The following is a 16,681-nucleotide window of genomic DNA, read 5'->3' on the forward strand; positions in this document are numbered from 1 at the left end:
ACAAACCCGTGAGCACATCCTGCTGTCCCGTCAGGTAGGCGTTCCTTACATCGTGGTCTTCCTGAACAAGGCTGACCTGGTAGACGACGCCGAGCTGCTGGAACTGGTCGAGATGGAAGTTCGCGACCTGCTGTCCACCTACGACTTCCCAGGCGACGACACCCCGATCATCATCGGTTCGGCTCGTATGGCCCTGGAAGGCAAAGACGACAACGAAATGGGTACTACCGCTGTCAAGAAGCTGGTAGAAACTCTGGATGCCTACATCCCTGAGCCAGTTCGTGCCGTTGACCAGCCGTTCCTGATGCCGATCGAAGACGTATTCTCGATCTCGGGTCGTGGTACCGTTGTTACCGGTCGTATCGAGCGTGGTATCGTCCGCGTTCAGGATCCGCTGGAAATCGTTGGTCTGCGTGACACTTCGACCACCACCTGCACCGGTGTTGAAATGTTCCGCAAGCTGCTGGACGAAGGCCGTGCTGGCGAGAACTGCGGCGTTCTGCTGCGTGGTACCAAGCGTGACGACGTTGAGCGTGGCCAGGTTCTGGTCAAGCCAGGTTCGGTCAAGCCGCACACCAAGTTCACCGCAGAAGTCTACGTTCTGTCGAAGGAAGAAGGCGGTCGTCACACTCCGTTCTTCAAAGGCTACCGTCCTCAGTTCTACTTCCGTACCACTGACGTGACCGGTAACTGCGAACTGCCGGAAGGCGTTGAAATGGTAATGCCAGGTGACAACATTCAGATGACTGTTACCCTGATCAAGACCATCGCAATGGAAGACGGTCTGCGCTTCGCTATCCGTGAAGGCGGTCGTACCGTCGGCGCCGGTGTCGTAGCAAAAATTATTGAATAAGTAGTTGATTTACTTGATCAGGCCGGTATAATGGCCGGCCTGATACAGCGTTACAGGTCAGTAGCTCAATTGGCAGAGCGACGGTCTCCAAAACCGTAGGTTGGGGGTTCGATTCCCTCCTGACCTGCCATTTCACCTCGGTGTGATGGCTTTCTTCTCACAGGATCCTCCTCGATGACTCCCAAAACTGAAGCCCAAGAATCGCGTTTTGATCTGTTCAAGTGGCTGGCTGTAGTGGCTTTGGTGGTTGTCGGTGTAGTGGGTAACCAATATTACTCCGCCTCCCCGATCTTGTATCGCGTCCTCGCACTTCTCGTCCTGGCTGCTGTCGCGGGCTTTGTAGCTCTGCAGACTGCGAAGGGCAAGTCGTTCTTTGCGTTGGCGAAGGAAGCTCGTACCGAGATTCGTAAAGTCGTGTGGCCGACCCGCCAGGAAACCACCCAGACCACGTTGATTGTCGTGGCTGTCGTGCTGGTTATGGCACTGCTGCTGTGGGGTCTTGATTCCCTGCTCGGCTGGGCGGTCTCCTTGATCGTTGGCTAAAGGTGTCCCGTGGCTAAGCGTTGGTATGTTGTGCATGCTTACTCGGGTTACGAGAAGCATGTAATGCGCTCCCTGATCGAGCGCGTCAAGCTGGCTGGCATGGAAGACGGTTTCGGCGAGATCCTGGTCCCGACCGAAGAAGTCGTCGAAATGCGCAACGGCCAGAAGCGCAAGAGTGAGCGTAAATTCTTCCCTGGCTATGTACTTGTCCAGATGGAGATGAACGAAGGGACTTGGCACTTGGTCAAGGATACCCCTCGCGTGATGGGCTTTATTGGTGGTACCGCAGACAAGCCTGCGCCGATTACCGATAAAGAAGCAGAGGCTATCCTGCGTCGCGTTGCCGACGGTAGCGACAAGCCGAAGCCGAAGACGCTGTTCGAGCCGGGTGAAGTGGTTCGAGTCATTGACGGTCCGTTCGCAGACTTCAATGGTAGTGTCGAAGAGGTTAACTACGAAAAGAGTCGCCTGCAGGTAGCGGTGCTCATTTTCGGTCGCTCTACTCCGGTGGAGCTCGAGTTCAGCCAGGTCGAAAAGGTCTAGGCGGACGAAGCATCCCATACCCCGCAGCCCTGTGTGCTGCGGGGTTTTGTCGTCACTGGGATAAAACGCAAGTCATCCGGGGAGCCAACAGGCGTTCGTACCCGATTTTGGAGTAGCTCATGGCTAAGAAGATTCAGGCTTACATCAAGCTGCAAGTTAAGGCCGGCCAGGCCAACCCAAGCCCACCCGTTGGTCCAGCACTGGGTCAACACGGTGTGAACATCATGGAATTCTGCAAGGCCTTCAACGCCCGTACCCAGGGTCAAGAAGCCGGCCTGCCGACTCCTGTGATCATCACTGTCTACAGCGACCGTAGCTTCACCTTCGAGACCAAGAGCACCCCTGCCTCGGTTCTGCTGAAGAAAGCTGCTGGCCTGACCAGTGGTTCGGCTCGCCCGAACACCGTTAAAGTCGGTACCGTTACCCGTGCTCAGCTGGAAGATATCGCGAAAGCCAAACAGGCTGACCTGACTGCCGCTGACCTGGACGCTGCTGTACGCACCATCGCTGGCTCTGCCCGCAGCATGGGCCTGAACGTGGAGGGTGTGTAATGGCTAAGCTGACCAAACGCCAAAAGGCAATCGCCGAGAAAATCGAAGCAGGCAAGGCCTACAACTTCGAAGAAGCGGCCACTCTGCTGGCTTCGCTGCCTGCTGCCAAGTTCGTAGAGTCCTACGACATCGCCGTTAACCTCGGTGTTGACCCGCGTAAATCCGACCAGGTCGTACGTAGCGCTACTGTGCTGCCGCACGGCACTGGCAAGACTGTTCGCGTTGCTGTCTTCACCCAGGGTCCAGCTGCTGAAGCCGCTCTGGCTGCCGGCGCTGACCGCGTAGGTATGGACGATCTGGCTGCCGAAATGAAAGGCGGCGACCTGAACTATGACGTCGTTATCGCATCGCCTGATGCCATGCGCGTTGTAGGTCAGCTGGGTCAGGTTCTGGGTCCTCGCGGCCTGATGCCTAACCCGAAAGTTGGTACCGTGACCCCAGACGTAGCCGGCGCCGTCAAGAACGCCAAGGCTGGTCAGGTTCGCTACCGTACCGACAAGAACGGTATCATCCACACCTCCGTTGGCAAGGTCGGTTTCGAAGCCGGCAAGCTGAAGGAAAACGTTGAAGCCCTGATCGCTGATCTGAAGCGTATCAAGCCAGCTTCCTCGAAAGGTATCTACGTCAAGCGCGTTACCCTGAGCACCACCATGGGCCCAGGTCTGGTCATCGATCAGAGCTCGCTGAACGTGTAAGAACATGGTGGCGCGACCTGTCGCGCCACCAGCAAAAATTGGGGTCCCTGCCTGGCGGGGGCTATCCAAGACCGTAGGCGGCGCAAGCCTTAAAACACCAGCCCACGCAGATGGTGCTCCCGATTCGTTACCGAATCAGACACCAAAACGACATCCGGCTTCGGCCAGATGAAACGGTAAAAACCAGGAGTAAACCCGTGGCAATTAAACTCGAAGACAAGAAGGCCATCGTCGCTGAAGTCAACGAGGCTGCCAAAGTCGCTCTGTCCGCTGTCGTGGCTGATGCCCGTGGTGTGACTGTAGGCGCAATGACCGGACTCCGTAAAGAGGCCCGCGAAGCTGGCGTTTACGTACGTGTCGTACGTAACACCCTGCTGAAGCGCGCTGTTGAAGGCACCGAATTCTCGATCCTCAACGACGCGTTCAAAGGCCCGACCCTGATTGCTTTCTCCAACGAACACCCGGGCGCTGCTGCTCGTCTGTTCAAAGAGTTCGCCAAGGGTCAGGACAAGTTCGAGATCAAGGCAGCTGCGTTTGACGGCAAGTTCCTTGCCGCTAACCAGATCGACGTGCTGGCGACCCTGCCAACTCGCGACGAGGCTATCGCACAGCTGATGAGCGTAATCCAAGGTGCAACCAGCAAGCTGGCTCGTACCCTGGCAGCTCTGCGCGACCAGAAAGAAGCTGCTGCTGCCTAAGGCACCCGCAACTCTTTCAAAATCATACGTTTAATTTGATGGCTGCGTAGGCTGTCACCCCAATACAGGATTTAAGTCATGTCTCTGACTAACGAGCAAATCATCGAAGCGATCGGCCAGAAAACTGTTCTGGAAATTGTTGAACTGATCAAAGCGATGGAAGAAACCTTCGGTGTTACCGCTGCTGCCGCTGTTGCCGCTGGCCCAGCTGCTGGTGCTGCTGCCGCTGTTGAAGAACAGACCGAATTCAACGTCGTTCTGACCGAAGCTGGCGACAAGAAAGTAAACGTGATCAAGGCCGTTCGTGAACTGACCGGTCTGGGCCTGAAAGAAGCCAAAGAGAAAGTCGACGGCGCTCCTCAGGTTATCGCTGAAGGCGTTTCGAAAGAAGCCGCTGAAGACGCGAAGAAGAAGCTGGAAGAAGCTGGCGCTAAAGTCGAGCTGAAGTAATCTCGACTTTGCGACTCCAGTCCGAGCGTTGAGCGAAGGGCTGATGGCTGGTGGCTTATGCCACCGGCCTTTTTCCGTTATTGGTGGCCGGTCAGGCCGGCCCCGATAACAAGCTGCAAGACACCCATGTGGGTGGCGCAAACCAAGGGGTTTGCACGATTTTCTGGCTGCTCCCGCCGGGAGAAGCCAAACAAGCAGGTGACCAAGCTGGGGAACGCTGATGGCTTACTCATACACTGAGAAAAAACGTATCCGCAAGGACTTTAGCAAGTTGCCGGACGTCATGGATGTGCCTTACCTCCTGGCCATCCAGCTGGATTCGTATCGCGAATTCCTGCAAGCGGGAGCATCCAAGGATCAGTTCCGCGACGTCGGCCTGCACGCGGCCTTCAAATCGGTATTCCCGATCATCAGCTACTCCGGCAATGCTGCCCTGGAGTACGTAGGCTATCGCCTGGGCGAACCCGCCTTCGATGTGAAGGAATGTGTCCTGCGTGGCGTGACCTTCGCGGTCCCACTGCGGGTCAAGGTGCGCCTGATCATCTTCGACAAGGAATCGTCGAACAAAGCGATCAAGGACATCAAAGAGCAAGAAGTCTACATGGGTGAAATCCCCCTGATGACTGAGAACGGTACCTTCGTTATCAACGGTACCGAGCGTGTGATCGTTTCCCAGCTGCACCGTTCGCCTGGTGTGTTCTTCGACCACGACCGTGGCAAGACTCACAGCTCCGGCAAGCTGCTGTACTCCGCTCGCATCATCCCTTACCGCGGCTCCTGGCTGGACTTCGAGTTCGACCCGAAGGACTGCGTGTTCGTACGTATCGACCGTCGTCGCAAACTGCCGGCCTCGGTGCTGCTGCGTGCCCTGGGTTACAGCACTGAAGAAGTGCTGAACACCTTCTACACCACCAACGTGTTCCACATTTCCGGCGAGAAACTCAGCCTGGAACTGGTACCACAGCGTTTGCGTGGTGAGGTTGCAGTCATGGATATCCATGACGAAACCGGCAAAGTCATCGTCGAGCAGGGCCGTCGTATTACCGCGCGCCACATCAACCAGCTCGAGAAGGCCGGCGTCAAGCAGCTGGACGTTCCTATGGAATACGTCCTGGGCCGCACTACCGCCAAGGCCATCGTGCATCCGGCTACCGGCGAGATCCTGGCCGAATGCAACACCGAGATGACTACCGAACTGCTGATCAAGGTCGCCAAGGCGCAGGTTGTCCGTATCGAGACCCTGTACACCAACGACATCGATTGCGGTCCGTTCATCTCCGATACCCTGAAGATCGACACCACCAGCAACCAGCTGGAAGCCCTGGTCGAGATCTACCGCATGATGCGTCCTGGCGAACCGCCAACCAAGGATGCTGCCGAGACCCTGTTCAACAACCTGTTCTTCAGTGCCGAGCGTTACGACCTGTCCGCGGTTGGCCGCATGAAGTTCAACCGTCGTATCGGGCGTACCGAGATCGAAGGTTCGGGCGTGCTGAGCAAGGAAGATATCGTCGAGGTTCTGAAGACCCTGGTCGACATCCGTAACGGCAAAGGCATCGTCGACGACATCGACCACCTGGGTAATCGTCGCGTACGTTGCGTCGGCGAGATGGCCGAGAACCAGTTCCGCGTTGGCCTGGTGCGTGTCGAGCGCGCGGTCAAGGAACGCCTGTCGATGGCGGAAAGCGAAGGCCTGATGCCGCAAGACCTGATCAACGCCAAGCCGGTTGCGGCGGCGGTGAAAGAGTTCTTCGGTTCCAGCCAGCTGTCCCAATTCATGGACCAGAACAACCCACTCTCCGAGATCACCCACAAGCGCCGCGTCTCCGCACTCGGCCCAGGTGGTCTGACCCGTGAGCGTGCCGGCTTCGAAGTCCGTGACGTACACCCGACCCACTACGGCCGTGTGTGCCCGATCGAGACCCCTGAAGGTCCGAACATCGGTCTGATCAACTCCCTGGCTGCCTATGCCCGCACCAACCAGTATGGCTTCCTGGAAAGCCCGTACCGCGTGGTGAAGGAAGGCGTGGTCAGCGACGAAATCGTGTTCCTGTCGGCCATTGAAGAAGCGGATCACGTCATCGCCCAGGCTTCGGCCGCGATGAACGAGAAGAAGCAGCTGATCGATGAGCTGGTAGCTGTTCGTCACCTGAACGAATTCACCGTCAAGGCGCCGGAAGACGTCACCCTGATGGACGTTTCGCCGAAGCAGGTTGTTTCCGTTGCTGCGTCGCTGATTCCGTTCCTCGAGCACGACGACGCCAACCGTGCATTGATGGGTTCGAACATGCAGCGTCAGGCTGTACCGACCCTGCGCGCCGACAAGCCGCTGGTAGGTACCGGCATGGAGCGCAACGTTGCCCGTGACTCCGGTGTCTGCGTGGTTGCTCGCCGCGGTGGCGTGATCGACTCGGTCGACGCCAGCCGTATCGTTGTTCGCGTTGCAGACGACGAAGTTGAAACCGGCGAAGCAGGTGTGGATATCTACAACCTGACCAAGTACACCCGTTCGAACCAGAACACCTGCATCAACCAGCGTCCGCTGGTGAGCAAGGGTGACAAGGTTCAGCGTGGCGACATCATGGCCGACGGCCCGTCCACCGACATGGGTGAGCTGGCACTGGGTCAGAACATGCGCATCGCGTTCATGGCGTGGAACGGCTTCAACTTCGAAGACTCCATCTGCCTGTCCGAGCGTGTGGTCCAGGAAGATCGCTTCACCACCATCCACATCCAGGAACTGACCTGTGTGGCGCGTGACACCAAGCTTGGCCCAGAGGAAATCACTGCGGACATCCCGAACGTGGGTGAAGCCGCACTGAACAAGCTGGACGAAGCCGGTATCGTCTACGTGGGTGCCGAAGTCGGCGCTGGCGACATCCTGGTCGGCAAGGTAACGCCAAAAGGCGAAACCCAGCTGACTCCGGAAGAAAAACTGCTGCGCGCGATCTTCGGTGAGAAGGCCAGCGACGTTAAGGACACCTCCCTGCGCGTGCCAACCGGCACCAAGGGTACCGTCATCGACGTACAGGTCTTCACCCGTGATGGCGTCGAGCGCGACAGCCGCGCCCTGGCCATCGAGAAGATGCAGCTGGACGAGATCCGCAAGGACCTCAACGAAGAGTTCCGCATCGTCGAAGGTGCAACCTTCGAGCGTCTGCGTTCTGCCCTGAACGGCCAGGTGGTCGACGGTGGCGCGGGCCTGAAGAAAGGCACTGTGATCACTGACGAAGTACTGGACGGTCTGGAGCACGGCCAGTGGTTCAAACTGCGCATGGCCGAAGATGCACTGAACGAGCAGCTGGAAAAGGCTCAGCAGTACATCGTCGATCGTCGCCGTCTGCTGGACGACAAGTTCGAAGACAAGAAGCGCAAGCTGCAGCAGGGTGATGACCTGGCACCGGGCGTACTGAAGATCGTCAAGGTTTACCTGGCAATCCGCCGTCGCATCCAGCCGGGTGACAAGATGGCCGGTCGTCACGGTAACAAGGGTGTCGTCTCGGTAATCATGCCGGTCGAAGACATGCCGCACGACGCCAACGGTACTCCGGTCGATGTCGTACTGAACCCGCTGGGTGTACCTTCGCGTATGAACGTCGGTCAGATCCTCGAAACTCACCTGGGCCTGGCGGCCAAGGGTCTGGGCGAGAAGATCGACCGCATGATCGAAGAGCAGCGCAAGGCCGCTGAACTGCGCGTGTTCCTGACCGAGGTCTACAACGAGATCGGCGGTCGTCAGGAAAACCTCGACGAGTTCACCGACGAAGAGATCCTGGCCCTTGCTCACAACCTGAAGAAGGGTGTGCCAATGGCTACCCCGGTCTTCGACGGTGCCAAGGAGCGCGAGATCAAGGCCATGCTGAAGCTGGCCGACCTGCCAGAGAGCGGCCAGATGGTGCTGTTCGATGGCCGTACCGGCAACAAGTTCGAGCGTCCTGTGACCGTTGGTTACATGTACATGCTCAAGCTGAACCACTTGGTGGACGACAAGATGCACGCGCGTTCCACTGGTTCCTACAGCCTGGTTACCCAGCAGCCGCTGGGTGGTAAGGCGCAGTTCGGTGGTCAGCGTTTCGGGGAGATGGAAGTGTGGGCGCTGGAAGCATACGGCGCGGCATACACCCTGCAAGAAATGCTCACAGTGAAGTCGGACGACGTGAACGGCCGTACCAAGATGTACAAGAACATCGTGGATGGCGATCACCGTATGGAGCCGGGCATGCCCGAGTCCTTCAACGTGTTGATCAAAGAGATCCGTTCGCTCGGTATCGATATCGATCTGGAAACCGAATAACACGTGACGCGAAGGGGAGTGGGGCAGGTAATGCCCGCTCCCTGCTCCGCCAGGAGGAAAGGCCTTGAAAGACCTACTGAATTTGCTGAAAAACCAGGGTCAAGTCGAAGAGTTCGACGCCATCCGCATCGGTCTGGCGTCGCCTGAAATGATCCGTTCGTGGTCGTTCGGTGAAGTTAAGAAGCCGGAAACCATCAACTACCGTACGTTCAAGCCTGAGCGTGACGGCCTGTTCTGCGCCAAGATCTTTGGCCCAGTCAAGGACTACGAGTGCCTGTGCGGCAAGTACAAGCGCCTCAAGCACCGCGGCGTGATCTGCGAGAAGTGCGGCGTTGAAGTTGCCCTGGCAAAAGTTCGTCGTGAGCGCATGGCGCACATCGAACTGGCCTCGCCGGTTGCCCACATCTGGTTCCTGAAGTCGCTGCCGTCCCGTATCGGCCTGCTGATGGACATGACCCTGCGTGACATCGAGCGCGTGCTCTACTTCGAGAGCTACGTCGTTATCGACCCAGGCATGACCACCCTGGAAAAGGGCCAGCTGCTGAACGACGAGCAGTACTTTGAAGCGCTGGAAGAGTTCGGTGACGACTTCGACGCCCGCATGGGTGCCGAGGCTGTCCGCGAGCTGCTGCACGCTATCGACCTGGAGCACGAGATCGGTCGCCTGCGCGAAGAGATTCCGCAGACCAACTCGGAAACCAAGATCAAGAAGCTGTCCAAGCGTCTGAAGCTGATGGAAGCGTTCCAGGGCTCGGGCAACCTGCCTGAGTGGATGGTCCTGACCGTCCTGCCAGTGCTGCCGCCGGACCTGCGTCCGCTGGTTCCGCTGGATGGCGGCCGCTTCGCGACCTCCGACCTGAACGACCTGTATCGTCGGGTGATCAACCGTAACAACCGTCTGAAGCGCCTGCTGGATCTGTCGGCGCCGGACATCATCGTGCGCAACGAAAAGCGCATGCTGCAGGAAGCGGTCGACGCCCTGCTGGACAACGGCCGTCGCGGTCGCGCCATCACTGGCTCGAACAAGCGTCCGCTGAAGTCCCTGGCCGACATGATCAAAGGTAAGCAAGGTCGCTTCCGTCAGAACTTGCTCGGTAAGCGTGTGGACTACTCCGGCCGTTCGGTTATTACCGTAGGCCCGACCCTGCGTCTGCATCAGTGCGGTCTGCCGAAGAAGATGGCCCTCGAGCTGTTCAAGCCATTCATTTTCGGCAAGCTGGAAATGCGTGGTCTGGCGACCACCATCAAGGCTGCCAAGAAGATGGTCGAGCGCGAGCTGCCAGAGGTTTGGGACGTGCTCGCCGAGGTGATCCGCGAACACCCCGTGCTGCTCAACCGTGCACCGACCCTGCACCGTCTGGGTATCCAGGCCTTTGAACCGGTTCTGATCGAAGGTAAGGCCATCCAGCTGCACCCGCTGGTCTGTGCCGCGTACAACGCCGACTTCGACGGTGACCAGATGGCCGTTCACGTGCCGCTGACCCTGGAAGCCCAGCTCGAAGCGCGCGCGCTGATGATGTCGACCAACAACATCCTGTCGCCAGCCAACGGTGAGCCAATCATCGTTCCGTCGCAGGACGTGGTACTGGGTCTGTACTACATGACCCGCGAAGCCATCAACGCCAAGGGCGAAGGTCGCGTGTTCGCCGACCTGCAGGAAGTCGACCGCGTATTCCGCGCCGGCGAGGCTGCCCTGCACGCGAAAATCAAGGTTCGTATCAACGAAACCGTGAAAGAGCGTGACGGTTCGGTGGTCAAGAACACCCGTATCGTCGACACTACTGTCGGCCGTGCGCTGCTGTTCCAGGTTGTACCGGCAGGCCTGCCGTACGACGTGGTCAACCAGCCGATGAAGAAGAAGGCGATCTCCAAGCTGATCAACCAGTGCTACCGCGTGGTTGGTCTGAAAGAGACCGTTATTTTTGCTGACCAGCTGATGTACACCGGTTTCGCTTACTCGACCATTTCCGGCGTTTCCATCGGTGTTAACGACTTCGTTATCCCGGACGAGAAAGCCCGCATCATCGGTACCGCTACCGACGAAGTGAAGGAAATCGAGAGTCAGTACGCCTCCGGCCTGGTAACCCAGGGCGAGAAGTACAACAAGGTCATCGACTTGTGGTCGAAGGCGAACGACGAAGTGTCCAAGGCGATGATGGCCAACCTCTCGAAAGAGAAGGTCATCGACCGCGAAGGCAACGAAGTCGAGCAAGAGTCCTTCAACTCGATGTACATGATGGCTGACTCCGGTGCGCGGGGTTCCGCAGCCCAGATCCGTCAGCTGGCCGGTATGCGTGGCCTGATGGCCAAGCCGGACGGCTCCATTATCGAGACGCCGATCACCGCGAACTTCCGCGAAGGTCTGAGCGTTCTGCAGTACTTCATTTCGACCCACGGTGCTCGTAAGGGTCTGGCGGATACCGCACTGAAGACTGCTAACTCCGGTTACCTGACTCGTCGTCTGGTAGACGTTGCCCAGGATCTGGTGGTTACCGAGATCGACTGCGGCACCGACCAGGGCCTGCTGATGACCCCGCACATCGAAGGTGGCGACGTTGTAGAGCCGCTGGGTGAGCGTGTACTGGGTCGTGTCATCGCCCGTGACGTGTTCAAGCCAGGCACCGAGGACGTCATCGTTCCGGCCGGTACCTTGGTCGACGAGAAGTGGGTCGAGTTCATCGAGCTGAACAGCATCGACGAAGTGGTCGTGCGTTCGCCGATCAACTGCGAAACCCGCTACGGCATCTGCGCCAAGTGCTACGGTCGTGACCTGGCTCGCGGTCACCAGGTGAACATCGGTGAAGCTGTCGGCGTTATCGCTGCGCAGTCGATCGGTGAACCGGGTACCCAGCTGACCATGCGTACGTTCCACATCGGTGGTGCTGCAAGCCGTACCTCGGCTGCCGACAGCGTCCAGGTTAAGAACGGCGGCATGGTGCGTCTGCACAATCTGAAGCAGGTTGAGCGTGCCGATGGCAACCTGGTTGCCGTATCGCGTTCCGGCGAGCTGGCCATTGCCGACGAATTCGGTCGTGAGCGTGAGCGCTACAAGCTGCCTTACGGTGCGGTGATTTCGGTCAAGGAAGGTGACAAGGTCGAAGCTGGCGCCATCGTCGCCAAGTGGGATCCGCACACCCACCCGATCGTTACCGAGCTGAAAGGTACCGTGACCTTTGTGGGCATGGAAGAAGGCATCACCATCAAGCGTCAGACCGACGAATTGACTGGTTTGACCAACATTGAAGTCCTGGACGTCAAGGATCGCCCTGCCGCTGGTAAGGAAATCCGTCCGGCGATCAAGATGGTCGACGCCTCTGGCAAGGACCTGTACCTGCCGGGTACCGACGTACCTGCCCAGTACTTCCTGCCGGCCAACGCCCTCGTCGGCGTAGCTGACGGTGCCCAGATCGGCGTTGGTGACGTTATCGCGCGTATCCCGCAAGAAACGTCGAAGACCCGTGACATCACCGGTGGTCTGCCGCGCGTTGCCGACCTGTTCGAAGCGCGCCGTCCGAAAGAAGCCTCGATTCTGGCTGAAGTCAGCGGCACCATCGCATTCGGCAAGGAGACCAAGGGCAAGCGCCGTCTGGTCATCACCCCGACCGACGGTAGCGATCCGTACGAAGAGCTGATTCCGAAGTGGCGCCACCTGAACGTCTTTGAAGGCGAACAGGTAAACCGCGGCGAAGTTATCTCTGACGGCCCGAGCGATCCGCACGACATTCTGCGTCTGCTGGGTGTGAGCGCGCTGGCGAAGTACATCGTCAACGAGATTCAGGACGTTTACCGTCTGCAAGGCGTTAAGATCAACGACAAGCACATCGAGACCATCCTGCGTCAGATGCTGCGCAAGGTCGAGATCTCCGAGTCGGGCGATTCCAGCTTCATCAAGGGCGACCAGATGGAACTGACCCAGGTACTGGTAGAGAACGAGCGTCTCGCCGCCGAGGACAAGTTCGTCTCCAAGTTCACCCGCGTGCTGCTGGGTATCACCAAGGCGTCGCTGTCGACCGAGTCGTTCATCTCCGCGGCTTCCTTCCAGGAAACCACCCGCGTACTGACCGAAGCGGCGGTAACCGGCAAGCGCGACTACCTGCGCGGCCTGAAAGAGAACGTGGTCGTGGGTCGTCTGATCCCGGCCGGTACTGGTCTGGCCTACCACAGCGAGCGCAAGCGTCGCCGTGATGCCGACAAGCCGCTGCGTGTGAGCGCCAGTGAGGTGGAAGCCGCACTGACCGAAGCGCTGAACTCCAGCGGTAACTAAGTACAGGGCAGGGCCCCGGCAAGCCTCGCAAGGGCATCGGTGACAACAATTGTTGCCGATGACCGGGCGGGGAGGGCCGGGGCCTCGTCTTGACTGGGTGCAAGATCCTCTTTAGACTTTTGTACCCTTAAATTTGGTGAGGCTCCGTCTCGCCAATTTTTGGCTTTCTTGCAAGACAATAGCGTCGCAAGACAATCAGTGGAGCTAGTAGATGGCAACTATCAACCAGCTGGTACGTCAGCCGCGTAAGCGTACCGTCGAGAAATCCGACGTACCTGCGCTGCAGAACTGCCCGCAGCGTCGTGGCGTGTGCACCCGCGTGTACACCACCACGCCGAAAAAACCTAACTCGGCACTGCGTAAAGTATGCCGTGTGCGTCTGACCAACGGTTTCGAGGTTTCCTCGTACATCGGTGGTGAAGGCCACAACCTGCAAGAGCACAGCGTCGTCCTGATCCGTGGCGGCCGTGTAAAAGACTTGCCAGGTGTTCGTTACCACACCGTTCGCGGCTCTCTGGATACTTCGGGCGTTAAAGGCCGTAACCAGGGTCGTTCGAAGTACGGTACCAAGCGTCCGAAGTAATCGGTCGTTTGCAGACATCCATTTATTTGAGTCGATAAGAGTAAGGTCGGGCAGGGGTCGAAAGACCTGGTCCCGGGCTAACCTGAAGACCGTTTGAGGGCTTATCATGCCAAGACGTCGTGTAGCAGCAAAACGTGAGATCCTGGACGATCCGAAGTACGGATCCCAGATCCTCGCCAAGTTCATGAACCACGTGATGGAAAGCGGCAAGAAGGCCGTAGCCGAGCGCATCGTTTACGGTGCTCTGGATACCGTCAAAGCACGCAAGAACAGCGACCCCCTGGAAATCTTCGAGAAAGCTCTCGACGCCATCGCTCCGCTGGTCGAAGTTAAGTCCCGCCGTGTCGGCGGTGCCACTTACCAGGTTCCGGTTGAAGTTCGTCCATCCCGTCGTAACGCTCTGGCAATGCGCTGGCTCGTAGACTACGCCCGCAAGCGCGGCGAGAAGTCGATGGCTCTGCGCCTGGCTGGCGAGCTGCTGGATGCTGCTGAAGGCAAGGGTGCTGCAGTCAAGAAGCGTGAAGACGTGCACCGTATGGCCGAGGCCAACAAAGCGTTCTCGCACTACCGCTTCTAATTCAAGCATCAATCATTTTGCGAGGGCTTTATGGCTCGTACTACAGCAATTAACCGCTACCGTAACATCGGTATCTGCGCCCACGTTGACGCGGGCAAGACTACCACTACCGAGCGGATCCTGTTCTACACAGGTCTGAGCCACAAGATGGGCGAGGTGCATGACGGCGCCGCGACCACCGACTGGATGGTGCAGGAGCAGGAGCGCGGTATCACCATTACCTCCGCTGCCGTTACCACCTTCTGGAAAGGTTCCCGTGGTCAGTACGACAACTACCGCGTAAACGTCATCGATACCCCCGGCCACGTTGACTTCACCATTGAAGTAGAGCGTTCGCTGCGTGTACTCGACGGCGCGGTCGTTGTGTTCTGCGGTACCTCCGGCGTTGAGCCGCAGTCCGAAACCGTATGGCGTCAGGCCAACAAGTACGGCGTTCCACGTGTTGTCTACGTGAACAAGATGGACCGTGCTGGTGCCAACTTCCTGCGCGTTGTCGGCCAGATCAAGAACCGCCTGGGTCACACCCCGGTTCCGGTCCAGCTGGCTATCGGTGCAGAAGACGACTTCCAGGGTCAGGTTGACCTGATCAAGATGAAAGCCATCTACTGGAACGAAGACGACAAAGGCACTACCTACCGCGAAGAAGAAATTCCAGCGGATATGGTCGACCTGGCTAACGAATGGCGCAACAACATGGTTGAAGCCGCCGCCGAAGCCAGCGAAGAGCTGATGAACAAGTACCTTGAAGAAGGTGAGCTGACCGTCGAAGAAATCAAGGCAGGTCTGCGTGCGCGCACCCTGGCCAGCGAGATCGTTCCGGCTGTCTGCGGTTCGTCGTTCAAGAACAAGGGGGTTCCCCTGGTTCTCGACGCCGTTATCGACTTCCTGCCTGCTCCGACCGAAATTCCTGCGATCAAGGGTATCCACCCTGATCTGGCCGAAGTGCCGAAGGATGAGATCACCGAAGAGCAGCAGGACGAGCGTCACGCCGACGACAACGAGCCGTTCTCGGCTCTGGCGTTCAAGATCGCTACCGACCCGTTCGTAGGTACCCTGACCTTCGTTCGCGTATACTCGGGCGTTCTGAGCTCCGGTGACTCGGTCATCAACTCGGTCAAAGGCAAGAAAGAGCGCGTTGGTCGTATGGTGCAGATGCACGCCAACCAGCGTGAAGAGATCAAGGAAGTGCGCGCTGGCGACATCGCGGCCCTGATCGGCATGAAGGACGTTACCACTGGTGAAACCCTGTGCGACGCCGACAAGCCAATCATCCTTGAGCGCATGGACTTCCCGGAGCCAGTGATTTCGCTGTCTGTCGAGCCGAAGACCAAGCAGGACCAGGAAAAGATGGGTATCGCTCTGGGCAAGCTGGCTCAGGAAGACCCGTCGTTCCGCGTCAAGACCGACGAAGAGACTGGTCAGACCATCATCTCCGGTATGGGTGAGCTGCACCTGGACATCATCGTTGACCGCATGAAGCGTGAATTCAACGTTGAGGCCAACATCGGCAAGCCGCAGGTTTCGTACCGCGAGAAGATCACCAAGTCCGGTGTGGAGATCGAAGGCAAGTTCGTTCGCCAGTCGGGTGGTCGTGGTCAGTTCGGTCACTGCTGGATTCGCTTCTCGCAGCCGGATGAAGACGATAAGGGCAATATCACTGAGGGCCTGGTCTTCACCAACGAAGTCGTTGGTGGTGTGGTTCCGAAGGAATACATCCCTGCGATCCAGAAGGGTATCGAAGAGCAGATGAAGAACGGCGTTGTTGCCGGCTATCCGCTGATCGGCCTGAAGGCTACCGTGTTCGACGGTTCGTACCACGACGTCGACTCCAACGAAATGGCGTTCAAGATCGCTGCTTCGATGGCAACCAAGCAACTGGCCCAGAAGGGTGGCGGCGTGGTCCTCGAGCCGATCATGAAGGTCGAAGTTGTAACCCCGGAAGACTACCTGGGTGACGTGATGGGTGACCTGAACCGTCGTCGTGGTCTGGTCCAGGGTATGGATGAATCGGTCTCTGGCCGTGTCGTCCGCGCTGAAGTTCCGCTCGGAGAGATGTTCGGTTACGCAACCGACGTTCGTTCCATGTCTCAGGGTCGCGCAAGCTACTCCATGGAATTCTCCAAATACGCCGAAGCTCCGTCGAACATCGTCGAAGCACTCGTTAAAAAACAAGGCTAATCCCCTTTAGGCAAGAGGTTCACTGTCGTGGCTAAAGAAAAATTTGATCGTTCCCTTCCCCACGTTAACGTCGGCACCATCGGCCACGTTGACCACGGTAAGACCACTCTGACCGCAGCTCTGACTCGCGTCTGCTCCGAAGTTTTCGGTTCGGCAGTCGTTGAGTTCGACAAGATCGACTCGGCTCCGGAAGAAAAAGCGCGCGGTATCACCATCAACACCGCTCACGTCGAGTACAACTCGAACATTCGTCACTACGCTCACGTTGACTGCCCGGGTCACGCTGACTACGTGAAGAACATGATCACCGGTGCTGCTCAGATGGACGGCGCGATCCTGGTTTGCTCGGCCGCCGATGGTCCGATGCCACAAACCCGTGAGCACATCCTGCTGTCCCGTCAGGTAGGCGTTCCTTACATCGTGGTCTTCCTGAACAAGGCTGACCTGGTAGA

General features: G+C 58.1%; 13 protein-coding genes and 1 tRNA gene. All 14 read left to right on the top strand.

Translation table 11 applies throughout. The features are described from left to right. A partial coding sequence (locus tag ACK1U9_RS24935) for an elongation factor Tu (protein ID WP_449110253.1) occupies nucleotides 1–853 on the top strand: 853 nt, incomplete at its 5' end. Between the two features lie 54 nt (nucleotides 854–907). Further along, nucleotides 908–983 (top strand) — tRNA-Trp (locus tag ACK1U9_RS24940). 44 nt (nucleotides 984–1,027) lie between these two features. Then, nucleotides 1,028–1,396, top strand: coding sequence for a preprotein translocase subunit SecE (gene secE, locus ACK1U9_RS24945; protein ID WP_003257081.1), 369 nt, complete (start codon nucleotides 1,028–1,030; stop codon nucleotides 1,394–1,396). Between the two features lie 9 nt (nucleotides 1,397–1,405). Further along, the gene (gene nusG, locus ACK1U9_RS24950; RefSeq protein ID WP_003255501.1) at nucleotides 1,406–1,939 is read left to right on the top strand and encodes a transcription termination/antitermination protein NusG; all 534 of its coding nucleotides are present in this window, start codon (nucleotides 1,406–1,408) and stop codon (nucleotides 1,937–1,939) included. A 119-nt stretch (nucleotides 1,940–2,058) separates the two neighbouring features. Continuing rightward, nucleotides 2,059–2,490: a 50S ribosomal protein L11 gene (gene rplK, locus ACK1U9_RS24955; RefSeq protein ID WP_003255500.1), complete on the top strand. Its 432-nt coding sequence runs from the start codon at nucleotides 2,059–2,061 to the stop codon at nucleotides 2,488–2,490. After that, a complete protein-coding gene (gene rplA / locus ACK1U9_RS24960; RefSeq protein WP_013970629.1) occupies nucleotides 2,490–3,185 on the top strand; it encodes a 50S ribosomal protein L1 in 696 nt (231 codons plus the stop codon). Before rplK ends, rplA begins: the two co-directional genes overlap by 1 nt. Before the next feature lie 197 nt (nucleotides 3,186–3,382). Continuing rightward, a complete protein-coding gene (gene rplJ / locus ACK1U9_RS24965) occupies nucleotides 3,383–3,883 on the top strand; it encodes a 50S ribosomal protein L10 (RefSeq protein ID WP_003257082.1) in 501 nt (166 codons plus the stop codon). A 78-nt stretch (nucleotides 3,884–3,961) separates the two neighbouring features. After that, nucleotides 3,962–4,333: a 50S ribosomal protein L7/L12 gene (gene rplL, locus ACK1U9_RS24970; protein WP_013970630.1), complete on the top strand. Its 372-nt coding sequence runs from the start codon at nucleotides 3,962–3,964 to the stop codon at nucleotides 4,331–4,333. Between the two features lie 220 nt (nucleotides 4,334–4,553). Further along, nucleotides 4,554–8,627 (top strand): DNA-directed RNA polymerase subunit beta, encoded by a 4,074-nt coding sequence (gene rpoB / locus ACK1U9_RS24975; protein ID WP_046617162.1) that lies wholly within the window; start codon nucleotides 4,554–4,556, stop codon nucleotides 8,625–8,627. Nucleotides 8,628–8,691: 64 nt separating this feature from the next. Then, entirely contained in the window at nucleotides 8,692–12,891 is a 4,200-nt protein-coding gene (rpoC, locus tag ACK1U9_RS24980) for a DNA-directed RNA polymerase subunit beta' (RefSeq protein ID WP_046617161.1), read from the top strand. A gap of 211 nt (nucleotides 12,892–13,102) precedes the next feature. Beyond that, nucleotides 13,103–13,474: a 30S ribosomal protein S12 gene (gene rpsL, locus ACK1U9_RS24985; protein WP_003257088.1), complete on the top strand. Its 372-nt coding sequence runs from the start codon at nucleotides 13,103–13,105 to the stop codon at nucleotides 13,472–13,474. A gap of 106 nt (nucleotides 13,475–13,580) precedes the next feature. Continuing rightward, the gene (gene rpsG / locus ACK1U9_RS24990) at nucleotides 13,581–14,051 is read left to right on the top strand and encodes a 30S ribosomal protein S7 (RefSeq protein ID WP_003246741.1); all 471 of its coding nucleotides are present in this window, start codon (nucleotides 13,581–13,583) and stop codon (nucleotides 14,049–14,051) included. Nucleotides 14,052–14,081: 30 nt separating this feature from the next. Then, nucleotides 14,082–16,229 carry an elongation factor G gene (gene fusA, locus ACK1U9_RS24995; RefSeq protein WP_046617160.1) on the top strand — a complete coding sequence of 716 codons (2,148 nt, stop codon included), beginning with the start codon at nucleotides 14,082–14,084 and terminating at the stop codon, nucleotides 16,227–16,229. A gap of 27 nt (nucleotides 16,230–16,256) precedes the next feature. Next, a partial coding sequence (locus ACK1U9_RS25000; RefSeq protein ID WP_025755038.1) for a GTP-binding protein occupies nucleotides 16,257–16,681 on the top strand: 425 nt, incomplete at its 3' end.

It is taken from the genome of Pseudomonas sp. XP1, assembly GCF_053557675.1.

What these genes read in the sequence shown, in the direction of transcription:
- secE (WP_003257081.1), top strand. Translation starts at nt 1,028, where the DNA reads ATGACTCCCAAAACTGAAGCCCAAGAATCGCGTTTTGATCTGTTCAAG.
- rplK (WP_003255500.1), top strand. Translation starts at nt 2,059, where the DNA reads ATGGCTAAGAAGATTCAGGCTTACATCAAGCTGCAAGTTAAGGCCGGC.
- rplA (WP_013970629.1), top strand. Translation starts at nt 2,490, where the DNA reads ATGGCTAAGCTGACCAAACGCCAAAAGGCAATCGCCGAGAAAATCGAA.
- rplL (WP_013970630.1), top strand. Translation starts at nt 3,962, where the DNA reads ATGTCTCTGACTAACGAGCAAATCATCGAAGCGATCGGCCAGAAAACT.
- rpoB (WP_046617162.1), top strand. Translation starts at nt 4,554, where the DNA reads ATGGCTTACTCATACACTGAGAAAAAACGTATCCGCAAGGACTTTAGC.
- rpsL (WP_003257088.1), top strand. Translation starts at nt 13,103, where the DNA reads ATGGCAACTATCAACCAGCTGGTACGTCAGCCGCGTAAGCGTACCGTC.
- rpsG (WP_003246741.1), top strand. Translation starts at nt 13,581, where the DNA reads ATGCCAAGACGTCGTGTAGCAGCAAAACGTGAGATCCTGGACGATCCG.
- fusA (WP_046617160.1), top strand. Translation starts at nt 14,082, where the DNA reads ATGGCTCGTACTACAGCAATTAACCGCTACCGTAACATCGGTATCTGC.